We start from the raw sequence: 16,225 nt of genomic DNA, 5'->3' as shown, positions 1-16,225 counted from the left end.
CGCAGCCGCATCGCGCGTGAAAAGGAGACTTTCGCTTGACCGGCCTCATCGCGCGCGTGCCTCGCGCCCGGATCACCCTGATCCTCGCCCTGTCGTTCCTGCTGCTCGCATTCGCCACGAACGCGTCCGCGCAGCGCGTGCAGCCGCATCGCACCGCCCATGCGCAGCCGCATGCACACACGAAGGTCGTCACGAAGCAACCCCATCGCAAGAAAAAGGCCGTCAAGCATCGCCGCTCGCGCGTGACGCATCAGGCGGCCAAACGCCACGCGGCACCCGCGCCGCAGCAGCGGCGCGCGAAACGCACGACCGCCGTGCGGCCGCGCCCGGCCGCGAAACCGACATTGCTCGCCAGCTGCGGCTACACCCCGCGCGCGGTGGGGACGCTGCATTCCCGCGCGGCCTACGTGCTCGACGTCGATTCCGGCACGCCGCTGCTGGCCCGCCACGCACGCACCGTGCGGCCGATCGCGTCGATCTCGAAACTGATGACGGCGGTCGTCGCGCGCGACGCCGATCGGCCGCTGAACGGCGTGCTGCGCGTGACCGCGCGCGACCGCGACACGATCAAGTTCACCGGTTCGCGCCTGCAGGTGGGCTCGGAACTGTCGCGCCGCGAGATGTTCCATATCGCGCTGATGTCGTCGGAGAACCGCGCGGCCGCCGCGCTGAGCCGCGACTACCCGGGCGGGCGCGCGGCATTCGTCAACGCGATGAACCGGAAAGCGCGCCAGCTTGGCATGCGGCATACGCATTTTCGCGAACCCACCGGCCTGTCTCCGCACAACGTGTCGACGGCGGAAGACCTCGCGCGGCTCGTCGACGCGGCCGCGCGGGATCCGCTGATCCGCTATTTCTCGACCGATCTGTCGACCACCGTGCGCCCCGGCGACGGCGAACTCGTGTACGTGAATTCCGACCCGCTCGTGCGCTACCGCCGCCTGCCGATCCGGCTGCAGAAAACCGGCTTCATCAACGAATCGGGGCACGGGGTCGTGATGCGCATGCGCGTGAAAGGCCGCCGCGAAACGGTCGTGCTGCTCGGCGCACCAACGCGTGCCGGCGTTTCGAGCGACTCAATCAGGATCCATCGCTGGCTGTCCTGTTCGATCCAGTAAACGCGTACGGGCAGCCGGCGCGTTCACGCCACCGGAGCGACGCCATGCAGCACAAATACCGCTTCAACGCATTCGGCCGGCTGCTCGCCGTCGTGCGCACGGACGGCCGCTGGGCCGTGTTCGATCTCGGCGCCGAAGGCAAACGGCGCCCGGCCAATCTGCAGATTCCGTCCGCGCTCGCCGCGGACGAACTCGGCCAGTACCTCGGCGATCTGCTGCACGAAAACGCGACCCCGCGATACAGCGAAGTCGTACCGGTCGTGCATCGGCGCATGTAATCGCGTGCTGACGGTGTCGCCAGCCGGCGATCAATTCGACAGCTAAACTTGCAAGTTTAGCTGTCGTGTTCTAAGATTCGCCGCATGAACCCGCCACGCAAACCCGGCGTTTCCGCCGAAACCGTCGCCGCCGACCTGACCCTCGCGGTCGGCCAGCTCATCCGCCGGCTGCGCTCCGAGGTCGATTCCGGAGGGCTCGGCATGTCGCAGACGAGCGCGCTCGCGCGGCTCGATCGGCACGGGCCGATGACGACCGCCGATCTCGCGCGCGCCGAAGCGATGAAGCCGCAGTCGATGAAGGCGATCCTCGCGAGCCTCGAGGAAGACGCGCTCGTCGAGCGCGAGCCGCATCCGACCGACGGCCGCCAGATCCTGTTCAAACTCACCGCGGCCGGCCTCGACGCGCGGCGCAAGCGCAATGCCGCGAAACACAAGTGGCTCGGCGCGGCGATCGAACAACTCGATCCGCAAGACCTCGACACGCTCGCCGCGGCCATCCCGCTGATCCGCCGCATCGGCGAGCAATGAACCCGGCCGGTGCGCCGCGCGGCATGCGCGCGCCCGGCTTTCTTCGCCCTTTCCCCGGAGCCCCATCATGAGCGCAACCCGTCTCGACACGAACACGGCGCTGGTCGTCATCGACCTGCAGAAAGGCATCGTCGCCCTCCCCACCGCGCATCCGGTCGCACCGGTGATCGCGCACGCCCGCGAACTGCTCGACGCATTCCGCAGCCGTGGCCTGCCGGTCGTGCTGGTCAACGTCGCGGGCGGCGCGCCGGGCCGCACCGAGCAACCGCCGCGCACGGCGCAACTTCCCGCCGACTGGACCGAACTCGTCCCCGAACTGAACCGCCAGCCAGGCGACCACGTGGTGACGAAGCACACCTGGGGCGCCTTCACCGGCACCGGTCTCGACGCACATCTGAAGGCAGCCGGCGTCACGCAGATCGTGCTGGCCGGCGTCGCGACGAGCATCGGCGTCGAATCGACCGCGCGGCAGGCGCACGAACTCGGCTATCACGTGACGCTCGCCGTCGACGCGATGACCGACCTCAATGCCGACGCGCACGTCAACAGCGTCGAGCGGCTGTTCCCGCGCCTCGGCGAGACGGGCACGACGCAGGACATCATCGCGCTGCTTGACCGGCGCGGCGCGTGAGCGCCCCACGCATCCGGCCGGCACCGGGCCGCGCGGCCGGCCGGCTCGATCCGTCGATCTGGAAAGTCAGCGCGGTCGCGACGCTCGGTTCGCTGCTGTCGCAACTCGATGCGACGATCGTCAACGTGTCGCTGTCGAGCCTCGCGACCGACCTGCATGCGAGCCTGTCGACGATCCAGTGGGTGACGAGCGGCTACCTGCTCGCGCTGACGCTGGTGCTGCCGCTGAGCGGCTGGCTCGTCGATCGCATCGGCGCGAAGGCGCTGTACCTGTGGTGTTTCTCGGCGTTCACGCTGACGTCGGCGCTGTGCGGGCTCGCGTGGTCCGCGCCGTCGCTGATCGCGTTTCGCGTGCTGCAAGGCGTCAGCGGCGGCTTGCTCGCGCCGATGGCGCAGATGATGATCGCGCGCGTCGCCGGCCAGCAGATGGCGCGCGTGATCGGCTACGCGGCGGTGCCGGTGCTGCTCGCGCCGATCCTCGGCCCGGTCGTGGCCGGCGCGATCCTGCAACACACGTCGTGGCGCTGGCTGTTTCTGGTGAACCTGCCCGTCGGCGCGCTCGCGCTCGCGCTGGCGGTACGGTTCCTGCCCGGCGACCGGGACGATGCGCCGCGGCGCGAACTCGACTGGATCGGCCTTGCGTTGCTGTCGCCGGGCCTCGTGTTGTTCCTGTACGGCGTCGAGCGGATCGGCGCGATGACCGGCATCGCGGCGGTCGCAGGCTCGGCGCTCTTGCTCGTCGCGTTCGTGCGCTTCGAGCGCCGCCGGGGCGAGCGTGCGCTGATCGATCTCGCGCTGTTTCGCTCGCGCGTGTTCGGCGCGGCGGCCGGCACGCAGTTCCTGTCGAACGGTGCGTTGTACGCCGGCCAGATGCTGATCCCCGTGTTCCTGATCCAGGCCTGTGGGCGCTCGCCGGGCGAGATGGGCTGGCTGCTCGCGCCGCTCGGGCTCGGCATGCTCGTCACCTATCCGTCGATGGGCGCGCTGACGAGCCGGTTCGGCGTACGCCGGCTCGCCGCCGGCGGTGCCTTGCTCGCACTCGCCGCCACGCTGCCGTTCGTGTTCCTCGCGCTGACCGGCTACGATCCGCTCGTGCTCGTACCGGCGCTGTTTCTGCGCGGCATGGGTCAGAGTGCGATCGGCGCACCGTCGATCGCCGCCGCGTATGCGTCGGTCGAGCGCCGCAACCTGCCGATGGCGACGACGTCGCTCAATATCGTGCAGCGGCTCGGCGGCCCGACGTTCACGACGCTATGCACGCTGTTTCTCGCGTGGCGGCTGCAGGCCGAATCGGTCGCGGCGGGCGGCACGCAGGGCGTCGCGTATGCGTGGGCGTTCGGCCTGCTGTGCGCGCTGCACGCGGCGAGCTTCGTGACGACGCTGCGGCTGCCGTTGCGCTCGGCCGGTGCAGGCGCCGGCGACCGACGGGCCGGCAACGCACCGGCCGGTTCGCGCTGAACACGGGCCGCGCCGCGTGCGCGGCCTTCCGCTACGGCAGCCACATCGGCACGATCGACGCCGCGAGCAGCACGCCGAGCCCCGCATTCAGGCAACGCCACTGCCGCTCCGTGCGCAACACGCGCGCGAACAGCAGCCCGGCGAAACACCACAGCGACAGCGACGCCATCGCGGCCACGCCGAATGCAAAGCCGAGCAGCACGCCGAGCCGTGCCGGCCCCGACGCGAGCGCCGCGAACGACGCGGCCGCGCCGAGCGTCATCGCCCAGCCTTTCGGGTTGTGCCACAGCATCCACACGCCGCTGACGAACCCCTGCGGCCGGTGCACGTCGACATCGAGCCGCGGCTTGCCGCCACGTCCGATGCGCACGGCGAGCCACATCAGGTACGCCGAACCGGCCGCCCTCATCGCGAGCTGCAACGCGGGCAGCGCGAGCAGCACGCTGCCGAGGCCGGCCGCGGCCGCCGCCGCCATCGACGCCAGGCCCGCGGCGATGCCCGCCATCAGCGGCAGCGAACGCCGATAGCCGAAATGCGCGCCCGATGCGGTCGCGAGCGTCGTCGCGCCGCCCGGCGTCACGGTGGAGACGATCACGAACAGCACCAGCGGCAGATAGTCGTGAAGCGGCACGAAGGCTCCCGGTTGTCGTTGCTGAAGCCTCGTTTTTACCTGCGATTCCTCCATTACGACAGCGAAAGCTTTTTATGCCTTGCATTAGCATTCATAATGCGACGCATGGCACGCAATCTCGACCTCGCGCTGCTGCGCGCATTCGTCTCGGTGGCCGATCATCGCAGCATGACGGCGGCCGGCCACGCGCTGCACCTGACGCAGGGCGCGATCAGCCAACAGGTCGCGCGGCTCGAAATGCTGTCGGGCCCGCTGTTCGTCCGCGAGCATCGCAATCTGCTGCTGACGGCCGCCGGCGAGCGGCTGCTCGAACAGGCGCGCCGGCTGCTCGCCGTCCACGATGCGCTGCTCGCCGACCTGAGCGCCGGTGCGGTGGAAGGCGCGGTGCGTCTCGGTGCGCCGCAGGACCTGGTCGGCACCTGTCTCGCGCCGATCCTGAGAAGCTATGCCCACGCGCATCCGCAGGTCGCGCTCACGCTCGTGTGCGCGGCATCGCTGGAGCTGCGGCGCGGGCTCACGCACGGTGACCTCGACGTCGCGCTGATCGAGGCGCCGGTCGGATCGTCGCGCGGCGAGTGCATCGCCGTCGACCGGCTGGTGTGGGTCGGCGCGAAAGGCGGCACCGCGCACCGGCACTCGCCGCTGCCGGTATCGATGGTCGCGCAGACCTGCGCATTCCGCCCGACGGTGCTCGATGCACTGCGCGGCTGCGATCGCCCGTGGCGCACCGTGTTCGAGAACGGCAGCTTCGATGCCACGGCCGCGACCGTGCGCGCCGATCTGGCCGTGACCGTCTGGCTCGCGTCCACCGTGCCGCCCGATCTCGACATCCTGCCGGCCGGCAGCGGCCTGCCCGCCCTGCCGAATTTCTCGATCAACCTGCACGTGCCGCGCGGCCAGCACACACCGGCCGCGACGGAACTGGCCCGCTGCCTGCGCAACGGTTTCGCACGGCTGCGCGCGCTCGCGTAGCGCCGCGGCGTCAGGGCCTGTTCATGCCAATGACAGGCTTGCGCAGGCCCTACACCGTGCCCGGCTCCTGCGGCGCGGGCGTCGTGCCCGCCGCCTCCAGCGCCTGATGCAGCGTGGCAAAGATGCACGACGCGCCGACCACGTCGGTGATCCCGTGACGATCCATGTCCGCGCGCAGATAGCGGCTCACGCGCCCGAACAGCACGCCGACGCCGCGCGCATGCAGCGTCGCGACGAGATCGATCAAGGTCCGCGCGGCCGAATAGTCGACATCGGTGATCGCGCCCGCATCGACGACGAACCAACGCGGCGGCACCGGCGCCGCCTCGACGAGCGCTGTCACTTCGGCAGCGAACAGATGATCGTTCGCGAAGAACAGATCGGAGCCGAACCGGTAGACGATCAGCCCGGGCGCCGTCATCGCGCCGCGCCGGGTGGGCACCGGTTGCCACCGCCCATTACCGGCGACAGGTTCGAGCACCATCGTGTGCGGCTGGTAGCTGTGGCGCACGTGCCGCATTAGCGACAGCGCGACGGCCAGCAGGATGCCCTGCTCGACGCCGACGGTCACGACGGCCGCGGCCGTGACCAGCGCGAGCGTGAATTCGCCGGGACTTTCCCGGCGGATCGCCGCGAGGCTGCGCACGTTGATCAGCCCGAGCGCGATCGTGAACACGATGCCCGCCAGCACCGCGTGCGGCAGGTACTGCAGCGTCGGGCTGAAGAACAGCAGCACGACGGCGACGACCGCGGCGAACGCGAGATGCCCGATCTGGCTGCGCACGCCCGCGCCGTCGGCCATCGCCGTCTGCGTCGGGCTGCCGTTGACGACGAACGCACCGCCGAGCGCCGCCGCCGCGTTCGCGGCCGCGAGCCCGAGGATGTCGGCATTGGTGTCGACGTCCTCGCCATACTGCTGCGCGAACACGCGCGCGGCGGCCGCGCTCTGCGCGATGATCATCACGAAGCACGAAGCGGCGACCGGCACGAGATCGAGGCACTGCTGCCACGTGACGGACGGCCAGCGCAGCGGCGGCAGCCCGCCCGCCACGGGCCCGAGCACCGCGATGCCGTGCGCGGCGAAGCCGAACGCGGCGCTCGCGGCGATGCTGCCCGCGACCGCGATCATCGGCATCGGCACGCGCGGCAGGAACCGCTTGCACGCGAGAATCGCGACGACGACGAGCGCCGCGAGCGCGAGCGTCGGCCGGTGCGCGTGAACGAGGTGCGTGACGACGTAGTGGAGTTGCGCGAGGCTGCGCGACGCCGGGTACGGCACGGACAGGCCGAGCATGTCGCCGAGCATCGCGATCGACACCTGCACGCCGACGCCGGCGAGGAAACCGACCAGCACCGTGCGCGACAGGAAATCGGCGAGAAAGCCGAGCTTGAAGATGCGCGCGAGCAGCAGCATCGCGGCGGTCAGCAACGCGACCATGCCGGCCAGCGCCGCATAGTCGGCGCTGCCGGCCGGCGCCATCGACGACAGCCGGCTCGCGAAAATCGTCGCGGTCGCGGAATCGGCGGCGACCACGAGATGGCGCGACGCGCCGAAGCACGCGAACGCAACGAGCGGCAGGAACACCGTGTAGAGCCCCGTGACGGCCGGCATGCCGGCGATGCGCGCGTAGCCGAGCACCTGCGGGATGTCCATCGACGCGAGCGACATGCCCGCGAAGATGTCGCGGATGGCGCCCCCGCGACGGACCGGGAGGATGCCTTTCAGCAGCCGCACGCGCGACGGACGGCTTTCGTTGGAATCTTGCATGCGTGAAATGCGTGAGATCGAAGTGACGGGAGCCACGAACGGGTGCGCGACGGCGTTGCCTGTCGCTCACCGTCGCCGGACGGACTGCGCGCCAATGCGAACGGCATGCCGGCAGCGCCTGCGACGTCCGCATGATTGCATGGATCGCCCATCGAGCGCCTCGACGCGCGAAGGCCTGCGTCATGACGTCCAGCCGATCGCCCTCCTGCGTCCGCCATGCCGGGCAACCGGCTCGCACGTCAGCGTGCGGTGATGCGGATTGCCTCTTCCTTCACGTCGATGCAGAGGATACCTGCGCAATGGTGAGCCGATACGGGAGCCGCTCGACATGTATTTGCGATACACATCCGGAACCCGATGGCACAATCACGGTCCCTTTCATATGCCCTTCACCGGGCGCGCGCCGCGTCGCGGCGCCGATTCAACGCACAAGAAGGATCCAGCCTGCCCCAATGACCCTGAACGAATTCTGGTTGACGCCGCTCGTCGGCATCGTCGTCCTGCTCGCCGCCGCCGGTGCAATCACCGCCGTCGTCCATTTCCTGCTGTTTCGCGTGGTCGCGCGGCTCGCGCGGCTGTCCGCCACGCGCGTCGACGACGCGCTGTTCGAATTCGGCGCCGTCAAATGGTTGAACCGCATCGTCCCGTTCGTCGTGATCAAGCTCGGGCTCGGCGCGGTGCCCGGCGTTCCCGGCTTCGTCGTGCAGGTCGTCGACAAGGTGCTGTTCGCGTTGATCGTGTTCCTCGTGACGATGACCATCAGCGCGACGCTGTCCGCACTCGAACATACGCACCGCACGTCCCGACGCGACCAGCCGCGGCTGTCGCTGAAAGGCGCGATGCAGCTCGTCAAGCTCGTGATGTTCATCACGGCCGCGCTCGTCGTGATCGGCGACGCGACCGGCAAGCAGATCGGCCTGCTGCTGTCCGGCATCGGCGCGATGTCCGCGGTGCTGATGCTGATCTTCAAGGACACGCTGCTCGGCCTCGTCGCCGGCGTGCAGCTGTCGTCGAACGACATGCTGCGGATCGGCGACTGGATCACGATGCCGTCGGCCGGCGCGGACGGCACGGTCATCGACATCACGCTGAACACCGTCAAGGTCGCGAACTTCGATCACACGATCATCACGGTGCCGACCTGGAAACTGATCACCGAGAGCTACCAGAACTGGCGCGGGATGACCGAAGCGGGCGGTCGCCGCATCAAGCGCGCGCTGTTCGTCGATGCGACGAGCGTGCGCTTTCTCACGAACGACGAGATCGAACGGCTCGAACGCCTGACGCTGCTGAAGGACTATCTGGCGGACAAGGTCGATGCGATCGAGCAATGGAACGGCACGCTCGGCGCGGCCGGCGAGTGCCCGGCGAACCGCCGCCAGCTGACGAATCTCGGCACGTTCCGCGCATACGTCGCGAACTACCTGAAGGGCCATCCGCGCATCCGCCGCGACATGATGAACATGGCGCGACAGTTGCCGCTCACGGCCGAAGGCATCCCGCTCGAGCTGTACTGCTTCACCGATACGACGACATGGGTCGACTACGAGACCATCCAGGCCGACCTGTTCGACCACCTGATCGCGGTGCTGCCCGAGTTCGGGCTGCGCGTGTATCAGCATCCGTCGGGCTTCGACATGCGGCAGATGGTCGACGCCGCGCAAGCCGGGCCGCACACGCGGCGCGCGGCCTGATACCGGCGGCGGCCTGCCGCCGCGCGGCAACGCTCAGCGCGCCGCGCACTCCGACGCGAGCCGCCCCAGCACCTTCAGCGCGTCCTCGATCTGCCGCGACCACGGGTAGCTGTAGTTGAGCCGGATGAAGTGCCGGTAATCGGTGCCGGCCGAGAACATGTGCCCGGGCCCGACCGTGATCCGCTGCGCGAGCGCGAGCGTGTACAGCTTCATCGCGTCGACCCGCGGCGGCAGCTCGACCCACAGCACGTACCCGCCCTGCGGCTGCGACAGCCGCGTGCCTTCGGGGAAGAAACGCCGCACCATCGCGCTCATCAGGCTTGCCTGCTGCGCATACTGCTTGCGCATGCGCCGTAGATGAAAATCGTAGCCGTCGTGTTTCAGATACTCGGCGATCGCGAGCTGCTCGATCGCGGGCGTCGCGAGCGTGTTCAGGAATTTCAGCTTCTCGACCTGGTCCCGGTAACGGCCCGGCATCGCCCAGCCGATCCGGTAGCGCGGCGACAGGCTCTTCGTGAACGACGCGCAATGCAGCACGAGCCCGTCGCGATCGAACGACTTCAGCGCGCTCGGCGCCGTGTCGCCGAAGTGCAGCTCGTGATAGACGTCGCTCTCGATCGCCGGCACGTCGTGCTTCGCGAGCAGCTCGACGAGCGCGCGCTTGCGCGCATCGGGCATCTGGAAGCCGAGCGGATTCTGGAAATTGGGCATCACCATGCATGCGGCGATGCGCTCGCGCGCGAGGACCCGCTCCAGCGCGTCGAGATCGATGCCGTCGCCCGGGTGCGTCGCGACTTCCAGCGCGCGCATGCCCATCCGCTCGATCGCGTGCAGCATCGCGTAGAACGTCGGCGACTCCACCGCGATCGTGTCGCCCGGTTTCGCGACCGCCTGCAGGCACAGGTTGATCGCCTCGGTCGCGCCGATCGTCATCACGATCTCGCCCGGCTCGACCGCGACCCCGCGCTCCGCATAGCGCCGCGCGATCTGGCGAATCAGCTCCTGGTTGCCCGGCGGCAGATCGTCGATCACGCCCCAGCGCGTGCGGCGCCGCCCGATCGCCTGCGCGTAGCGCGCGAGGCGCTGCACCGGAAATTGCGATGCGTCGGGGTACGGCGAGCCGAGCGGCACCGCGTCGTCGCGCGCGATCGAGCGCAGCGTCGACAGCACGAGCCGGCTCACGTCCACGGCCGACGGCTCGGCGACCGGCGAGGAAACATGCAGCTCGGCCTCGGCCGGCGCCGCCGTGCGCGCCCGCACGAAATAGCCCGACTGCGGCCGGCTCTCGATCAGGCCGCGGCTTTCCAGCACGAGGTACGCGCGCAGCACGGTCGTGACGCTGAGCTGCTGCTGCCGGCTCGCGTGCCGCACCGACGGAATCCGCTCGCCGGGCCGGTACACGCCCCGCTCGATCTGCGCCTGGAGATCGTCGGCCAGTTGTTCGTAACGCTTCACGCGCCTCCCTTTCAACTTCCCTTCAGCAACACAGTTGCGATCCGCACGGGATGAATGGCCGAAACTGTACTCTTTTTTGAAGTGAACAGGTGTACACACAGCGGGACGGGCGGCGCGCGTACTCTGCACGCATCGACCCCGACACCCGGCATCATGAAAAAGAAATCCGCGACTGCGCGCATCGAACCGTACACCCACCCGGCCGCCGGCTGGGGCGCGCTGAAAGCCGTCACGATCAACCTGATCAAGGAAAAGGTCGCCGGCGGCAACTACCGTACGCTGCTGCGCCAGAACCAGCCGGACGGCTTCGACTGCCCGGGCTGTGCGTGGCCGGACCGCCAGCACGCATCGACGTTCGAATTCTGCGAGAACGGCGTGAAGGCCGTGGCCGCGGAAGCGACGAGCAAGCGCGTGACGCCCGAATTCTTCGCCGCGCACACGGTGACCGAACTGCTCGAACAGTCGGATTTCGAGCTGGAGCAGCACGGCCGGCTCACCGACCCGATGGTGTACGACGCGCGGACCGATCGCTACGTGCCGATCGCGTGGGACGATGCGTTCGCGCTGATCGCGCGCCATCTGCGCGCGCTGCCCGACCCGAACCAGGCCGCGTTCTACACGTCCGGCCGCGCAAGCAACGAAGCCGCGTTCCTCTATCAATTGTTCGTGCGGCTGTACGGCACGAACAACTTCCCCGACTGCTCGAACATGTGCCACGAGGCGACGAGCCGCGGACTGCCGGCGTCGGTCGGCGTCGGCAAGGGCACGGTCACGCTCGACGATTTCGAGCATGCGGACATGCTGCTGATCTTCGGCCAGAACCCCGCGACCAATCACCCGCGGATGATGGGCGAGCTGCGCGAGTGCGCGAAGCGCGGCGCGACGATCGTGTCGATCAACCCGCTGAAGGAGCGCGGCCTCGAACGCTTCGCCGATCCGCAAAGCCCGCTCGAGATGCTGACGATGTCGGGCACGAAGATCGCATCGACGTTCATCCAGCCGACGATCGGCGGCGATTTCGCGCTGATCAAGGGGATGGCCAAGCGCGTGCTCGAACTCGACGACGCCGCGCGCGCCGCCGGTGCGCCGCGCGTCGTCGACACCGCGTTCATCGGCGAGCACACGGCCGGCTTCGACGCGTTCGCCGACGATCTGCGCGCCGAAAGCTGGGCCGCGCTGACCGCCGAAAGCGGTGTGCCGTACGAGCAGATCGATGCGCTCGCGCAGCGCTACGCGCGCAGCGAACGCGTGATCGCGACGTGGGGGATGGGCATCACGCAGCACAAGCATTCGGTCGCGACGGTGCAGATGCTGACCAACCTGATGCTGATGCGCGGCAACATCGGCCGCCCCGGCGCCGGCCTGTGCCCGGTGCGCGGCCACTCGAACGTGCAGGGCAACCGCACGGTCGGCATCGAGGAAAAACCGTCGCAGGCGTTCCTCGACCGGCTCGGCCACGTGTTCGGTTTCGAACCGCCGCGCCATCACGGCTACGACGTCGTCGAGACGATCGAAGGCATGCTCGACGGCCGCGTGAAGGTGCTGATCGGCCTCGGCGGCAACTTCGCGATGGCGACGCCCGACACGCCGCGCACGTGGGAAGGCATGCGCCGCTGCGAACTGTCCGTGCACATCACGACCAAGCTGAACCGCAGCCATCTGATCCACGGCCGCGACGCGCTGATCCTGCCGACGCTCGGCCGCACCGAGATCGACCTGCAGGACAACGTCGCGCAGGGCGTGACGGTGGAGGATTCGATGAGCATGGTCCACGTGTCGTACGGGATGAACAAGCCGGCGTCGCCGAACCTGATGTCGGAGCCCGCGATCGTCGCGCACATGGCGCACGCGGTGTTCGGCAGCGACAAGATCGACTGGCTCGCGTACAAGGACGACTACGCTAAGATCCGCGACGCGATCGAGGCGACGCTCGACGGCTTCTACGACTACAACGCGCGCATCGCGCGGCCGGGCGGCTTCCACCTGCGCGTGGCGTCGCGCGACCGCGAATGGCTGACGCCGACGGGCAAGGCGAACTTCATCGCGCATGCGCTGCCGACCGACACGCCGATCCAGCGCGCCCGCGCGCTGCACGGCGAGCGGCTGATGACGCTGATGACGACGCGCTCGCACGATCAGTACAACACGACCGTCTACGGGCTCGACGACCGCTACCGCGGCGTGTTCGGCCAGCGCCGCGTGGTGTTCGTCAACCGCGACGATCTCGCGATGCTGGGCCTCGCGGCCGGCGAATGGGTCGACATGGAAACCGTGTGGCACGACGGCATCGAGCGCCGCGCGAACGGCTTCCTGCTCGTCGAGTACGACATTCCGCGCGGCTGCATCGGCGCGTACTACCCGGAAACCAACCCGCTCGTGCCGCTCGACAGCGTCGGCGACGTGTGCAACACGCCGACGTCGAAGTCGGTGCCCGTGCTGCTGCATCGCGCGGCCGCGCCGGCCTCGATCGCCGCCTGACGGAGCGCGGCGAAGATCGTTCGTCCGCGCGGGCACCGGCTGCGGAGGCTGCCTGCCCCGAACCGCGAGCCGTTGCCCGCGGAGGCGACGCCCGACCCGCCCTGCCGCGTCACCTGACCCACCCCGCCCAATCGCGACGGCCACGCAGGAAGCCGCCATGCTCGGCGGCCGCGTCCGCGATCCGATGCAGCAGGACCACGCCGCTCAGCAACGCATGCGCGGCGTCGCCGTCGCGCGCGGCCACGCGACGCCGCAACACGCGGGCCGCTGCGGCGCACGTGTGTTCGAGCCGCGCGAAATCCGCCTGCACGATGCGCCCCCGCACCACCGCTGCCGCACGGCGCACGGCCGGTTCGTGCGTGGCCAGTTCGGCGAGCGACAGCAGGCTGTCGCCGAGTCCCCAGATCGCGAGCAGATCGCGCATGTCGCGCTCGATCAGCGTCTGCGGCAGGCTGCCCGCGAAGCCGAGCTCGCGCGCGAGACGGTCGGCCGTGCGGCTCAACCATGCACTCGCGGGCCACGCACGCGGATCGCGCGCGATCCCGGCCAGATCGCGGCGCACCGCGCGATGCAGGCGGCGCCGGCTGGTGCCGGGATCGCCGGGAAACACCAGCGCGAAGATCAGCGCGCCGAACGCGATACCGAGCAGCGTCGCGAGCGCGCTGTTCAGGAACGCGGTATCGCCGATGCGCGTCGTGTTGTCCGGCGACGTGAAATTCCAGAAGAAGATCGAGAACGCGCTGCCCATCGCCGCCGTGCGCGGATGGCGCATCGCGATCCCGGTGCCGATCAGGAATACGCCGAGGATGTAGGCGAGCATCTCGAAGCCCGACACCGCGGGCAGCAGCGCGAAGTTGCAGACGACGCCCGCGACCGCCGCGCATGCGGTGCCTTTCAGGAAACCGACGATCGCACGCACCGAATTGGGACGTGTCGAGAACAGTGCGCTCACCACGGCCGTGATCGCGACGAACCCGCCGCCCGCCGGCCATGCGGTGAAGATCCAGATCGCCGACGCGGCCAGCACCGCGATGAACGCACGAACGCCGTTGTGGCACGCGAGCACCGGATCGCGATGGAACGCATAGCGCACGCGTGCGGGCGGCGGCACCGGACGGTCGAGCAATGCCTGGCTCGCGAATGCGCGGCCGAAACCGCCGAGCAGCGCCGACAGCCGGTCGAGCGTGAGCAGGCGCGACGTGTCCGTGCCGGCCGGTACGGCCGCTTCGACACGCAACGCGTCGTCCACGCGCGCGCGTAGCGCCACTATCTCGTGCCCCGAGTCGCCCGACACGGCGACCCGGTCGAGCACGCTTGCCGCCTCGTCGACGAGCGGTTCCGGCGCGTCGCCGCTGCGCGCCGCATGCTCGCGGATCGCCTGCCCGGCGGCGTGCGCGGCGAGCACGCCCAGCGCCGCCACGCGCAGATGGCCGATCATGTTACGCACGGGCGGTGCGCCAGCCGCCGCATATTCGGCTGCCGTATCGAGTTCGAGCGCGTCCGCGAACAGCCGGTGGACGGCCGCGTCGTTCGGCTCGCGGCGCAGCGCGCCCGCGCCGACCGCCGCCGCGCGGTCGAGATAGCGCGCGAGCCGCGTGCGGACCTCCTTCAGCGGCGCGCCCGGCGCGAAGACCGTTTCAAACAGCGCACCGCACAGAATGCCCACCACCACGTACAGAAACCGCGCGACCGCGATGTCGAACGCATGCAGCGGCGCGGATACCGCGTCCATCGCGACGATCGCGGCCGTATAGCCCGCGAGCACCGCCGCATACGCACGAAAATTCCGCTGGAACGTCGCGATGCCCGCGCACAGGCCGATCCACGCGGCGAGCGCGGGCAGGAACAATTGCGGCGTCTGCGCGAATGCGCTGGTCAGCGCGAGCGCCACGGCCGCACCGATCGCGGTGCCGAGAATCCGGTACTGGCTCTTCGACAGCCCCATCCCGCGGCTACCCTGCGCGACGATCCACACGGTCGACGCGGCCCAGATCGGATCGTCGAGATTCATGCGGAACGCGATATGGAGCGCGAGCAACGACGCGGCGGTATTGCGCAATGCGAAGCCGAGCGCGCCCGGCGGCAAGGTGGGCCACGCATCGCGCAGCGCGGCCCGGATGGCCGCGAGCGACGGCATGCTGGGGAATGCGAATTTCATGCGGGGAGCATACGGTCGCGCGCCGGCCGCCACTACGGGGCAGCGGTGGAATGCGTTATTGCGCCGGGCGGGATAATTGGCTCGACCCGCGGCGATCCGGCCCACAACGGTAAGATGCGCGCATCCCGAACACTGAAACGAATCGCATGGACCTCCAGAGCATCCGGATATTCCTGCGCGTGGTCGAACGCGGCAGCTTCACCGCCGCCGCCACGCAACTCGACATGCCGCTCAGCCGCGTGAGCCGCAAGATCAGGCAGCTCGAGGACGACCTCGGCGTCCAGTTGCTGTACCGCACGACGCGCCGCGTGTCCGTCACCGAAGCCGGGCGCGACTATTACGAACGCTGCCTGCGCGCCGAGGAAATCCTGCTCGACGCGGATCGTCAGGTGCGCGCGCTGCGCACGGAACCCGAAGGCACGCTGCGCGTGCTGGTGCCCTACGCGATCGGCCTGTTCGAGCTGGAACCGGCGCTCGCCGAGTTTCGCCGGCGCTACCCGCTGGTCCAGCTCGTGCTGATTTACGACAACAGCGCGCTCGACCTCGTCGAACACGGCTTCGACGTCGCGCTGCGCACCGGCGTGCTGAACGATTCAGGCTATGTCGCGCGCTCGCTCGGCTGGTCGCACGCGAAGTTCGCGGCCAGCCCGCACTATCTCGACCGCGCCGGCCGGCCGCACACGCCGCAGGATCTGGCCGGTCACGACATCCTGTTCGTCGGCCGCGACACGCCCGGCCTGACCCTGCGCCTCACCAACGCGACCGGCGACGTGGCCGAAGTACCGGTACGGCCGGTGCTGATCTCGAACGAATCGGTCACGGTGCTGCGCCAAGCCGCGAGCGGCGGCGGCATTGCGCTGATTTCGACCCACTTCACCACCCGGCGAATCGAGAACAACGAGCTCGAAATCGTGCTGCCCGACTGGCATCGCACCGACGACGTCGAACTGCACGCGCTCTACCCGAAGCGCGCGACGCTCGACAGCAAGGTGCGCGCATTCGTCGAGTTCCTGACGGAAGTCTTCACCGCGTGGCGGACCGCACCGTAACGCGCCCG

The 16,225-nt window shown here is 69.3% G+C and carries 13 protein-coding genes; 9 read left to right on the top strand and 4 right to left on the bottom strand.

Annotated features, from left to right (window positions below; genetic code table 11):
* The first annotated feature begins 35 nt into the window (after positions 1-35).
* The 5 genes from LGM42_RS01340 (at position 36) to LGM42_RS01320 (ending at position 4,012) form a co-directional block, all read left to right on the top strand.
* Complete coding sequence (locus LGM42_RS01340) at positions 36-1,118, top strand: serine hydrolase (RefSeq protein WP_226231368.1); 1,083 nt, start codon at positions 36-38, stop codon at positions 1,116-1,118.
* A 44-nt stretch (positions 1,119-1,162) separates the two neighbouring features.
* Positions 1,163-1,396: a hypothetical protein gene (locus tag LGM42_RS01335; protein ID WP_226231367.1), complete on the top strand. Its 234-nt coding sequence runs from the start codon at positions 1,163-1,165 to the stop codon at positions 1,394-1,396.
* An 84-nt stretch (positions 1,397-1,480) separates the two neighbouring features.
* On the top strand, positions 1,481-1,924 hold the full coding sequence (locus LGM42_RS01330; RefSeq protein WP_226231366.1) for a MarR family winged helix-turn-helix transcriptional regulator: 444 nt from the start codon (positions 1,481-1,483) through the stop codon (positions 1,922-1,924).
* Between the two features lie 67 nt (positions 1,925-1,991).
* A complete protein-coding gene (locus LGM42_RS01325; RefSeq protein ID WP_226231365.1) occupies positions 1,992-2,555 on the top strand; it encodes an isochorismatase family protein in 564 nt (187 codons plus the stop codon).
* Complete coding sequence (locus tag LGM42_RS01320) at positions 2,552-4,012, top strand: DHA2 family efflux MFS transporter permease subunit (protein WP_226231364.1); 1,461 nt, start codon at positions 2,552-2,554, stop codon at positions 4,010-4,012. The genes LGM42_RS01325 and LGM42_RS01320 overlap by 4 nt, the downstream gene beginning before the upstream one ends.
* 31 nt (positions 4,013-4,043) lie before the next feature.
* On the opposite strand, the gene LGM42_RS01315 is transcribed toward LGM42_RS01320, so the two are convergent.
* Positions 4,044-4,697 carry a LysE family translocator gene (locus LGM42_RS01315; RefSeq protein WP_185723009.1) on the bottom strand — a complete coding sequence of 218 codons (654 nt, stop codon included), beginning with the start codon at positions 4,695-4,697 and terminating at the stop codon, positions 4,044-4,046.
* Positions 4,698-4,739: 42 nt separating this feature from the next.
* Here LGM42_RS01315 and LGM42_RS01310 point away from each other — a divergent pair, with 42 nt between their 5' ends.
* Positions 4,740-5,615, top strand: coding sequence for a LysR substrate-binding domain-containing protein (locus tag LGM42_RS01310; RefSeq protein ID WP_226231363.1), 876 nt, complete (start codon positions 4,740-4,742; stop codon positions 5,613-5,615).
* Positions 5,616-5,664: 49 nt separating this feature from the next.
* Here the strand turns inward: LGM42_RS01310 and LGM42_RS01305 are convergent, their stop codons facing one another.
* Entirely contained in the window at positions 5,665-7,383 is a 1,719-nt protein-coding gene (locus LGM42_RS01305) for a SulP family inorganic anion transporter (protein ID WP_226231362.1), read from the bottom strand.
* A 452-nt stretch (positions 7,384-7,835) separates the two neighbouring features.
* On the opposite strand from LGM42_RS01305, the gene LGM42_RS01300 reads away from it, so the two are divergent.
* Entirely contained in the window at positions 7,836-9,077 is a 1,242-nt protein-coding gene (locus LGM42_RS01300) for a mechanosensitive ion channel family protein (protein ID WP_226231361.1), read from the top strand.
* 33 nt (positions 9,078-9,110) lie between these two features.
* Here LGM42_RS01300 and LGM42_RS01295 read toward each other — a convergent pair whose 3' ends face one another.
* Positions 9,111-10,532, bottom strand: a complete 1,422-nt coding sequence (locus LGM42_RS01295) for a PLP-dependent aminotransferase family protein (protein WP_226231360.1) — start codon at positions 10,530-10,532, stop codon at positions 9,111-9,113.
* A gap of 153 nt (positions 10,533-10,685) precedes the next feature.
* Here LGM42_RS01295 and LGM42_RS01290 point away from each other — a divergent pair, with 153 nt between their 5' ends.
* Entirely contained in the window at positions 10,686-13,010 is a 2,325-nt protein-coding gene (locus LGM42_RS01290; RefSeq protein ID WP_226231359.1) for an FdhF/YdeP family oxidoreductase, read from the top strand.
* Between the two features lie 109 nt (positions 13,011-13,119).
* Here LGM42_RS01290 and LGM42_RS01285 read toward each other — a convergent pair whose 3' ends face one another.
* The gene (locus LGM42_RS01285; RefSeq protein WP_226231358.1) at positions 13,120-15,168 is read right to left on the bottom strand and encodes an FUSC family protein; all 2,049 of its coding nucleotides are present in this window, start codon (positions 15,166-15,168) and stop codon (positions 13,120-13,122) included.
* Between the two features lie 146 nt (positions 15,169-15,314).
* Here LGM42_RS01285 and LGM42_RS01280 point away from each other — a divergent pair, with 146 nt between their 5' ends.
* A complete protein-coding gene (locus tag LGM42_RS01280) occupies positions 15,315-16,217 on the top strand; it encodes a LysR family transcriptional regulator (RefSeq protein ID WP_226231357.1) in 903 nt (300 codons plus the stop codon).
* Positions 16,218-16,225 lie beyond the last annotated feature (8 nt).

Source organism: Burkholderia sp. AU39826, from assembly GCF_020419965.1.
GTDB classification, from domain to species: Bacteria; Pseudomonadota; Gammaproteobacteria; order Burkholderiales; family Burkholderiaceae; genus Burkholderia; species Burkholderia semiarida.
The sequence above is the reverse complement of the archived record's forward strand: the minus strand, read 5'-3'. Positions and strand labels throughout refer to the sequence as shown.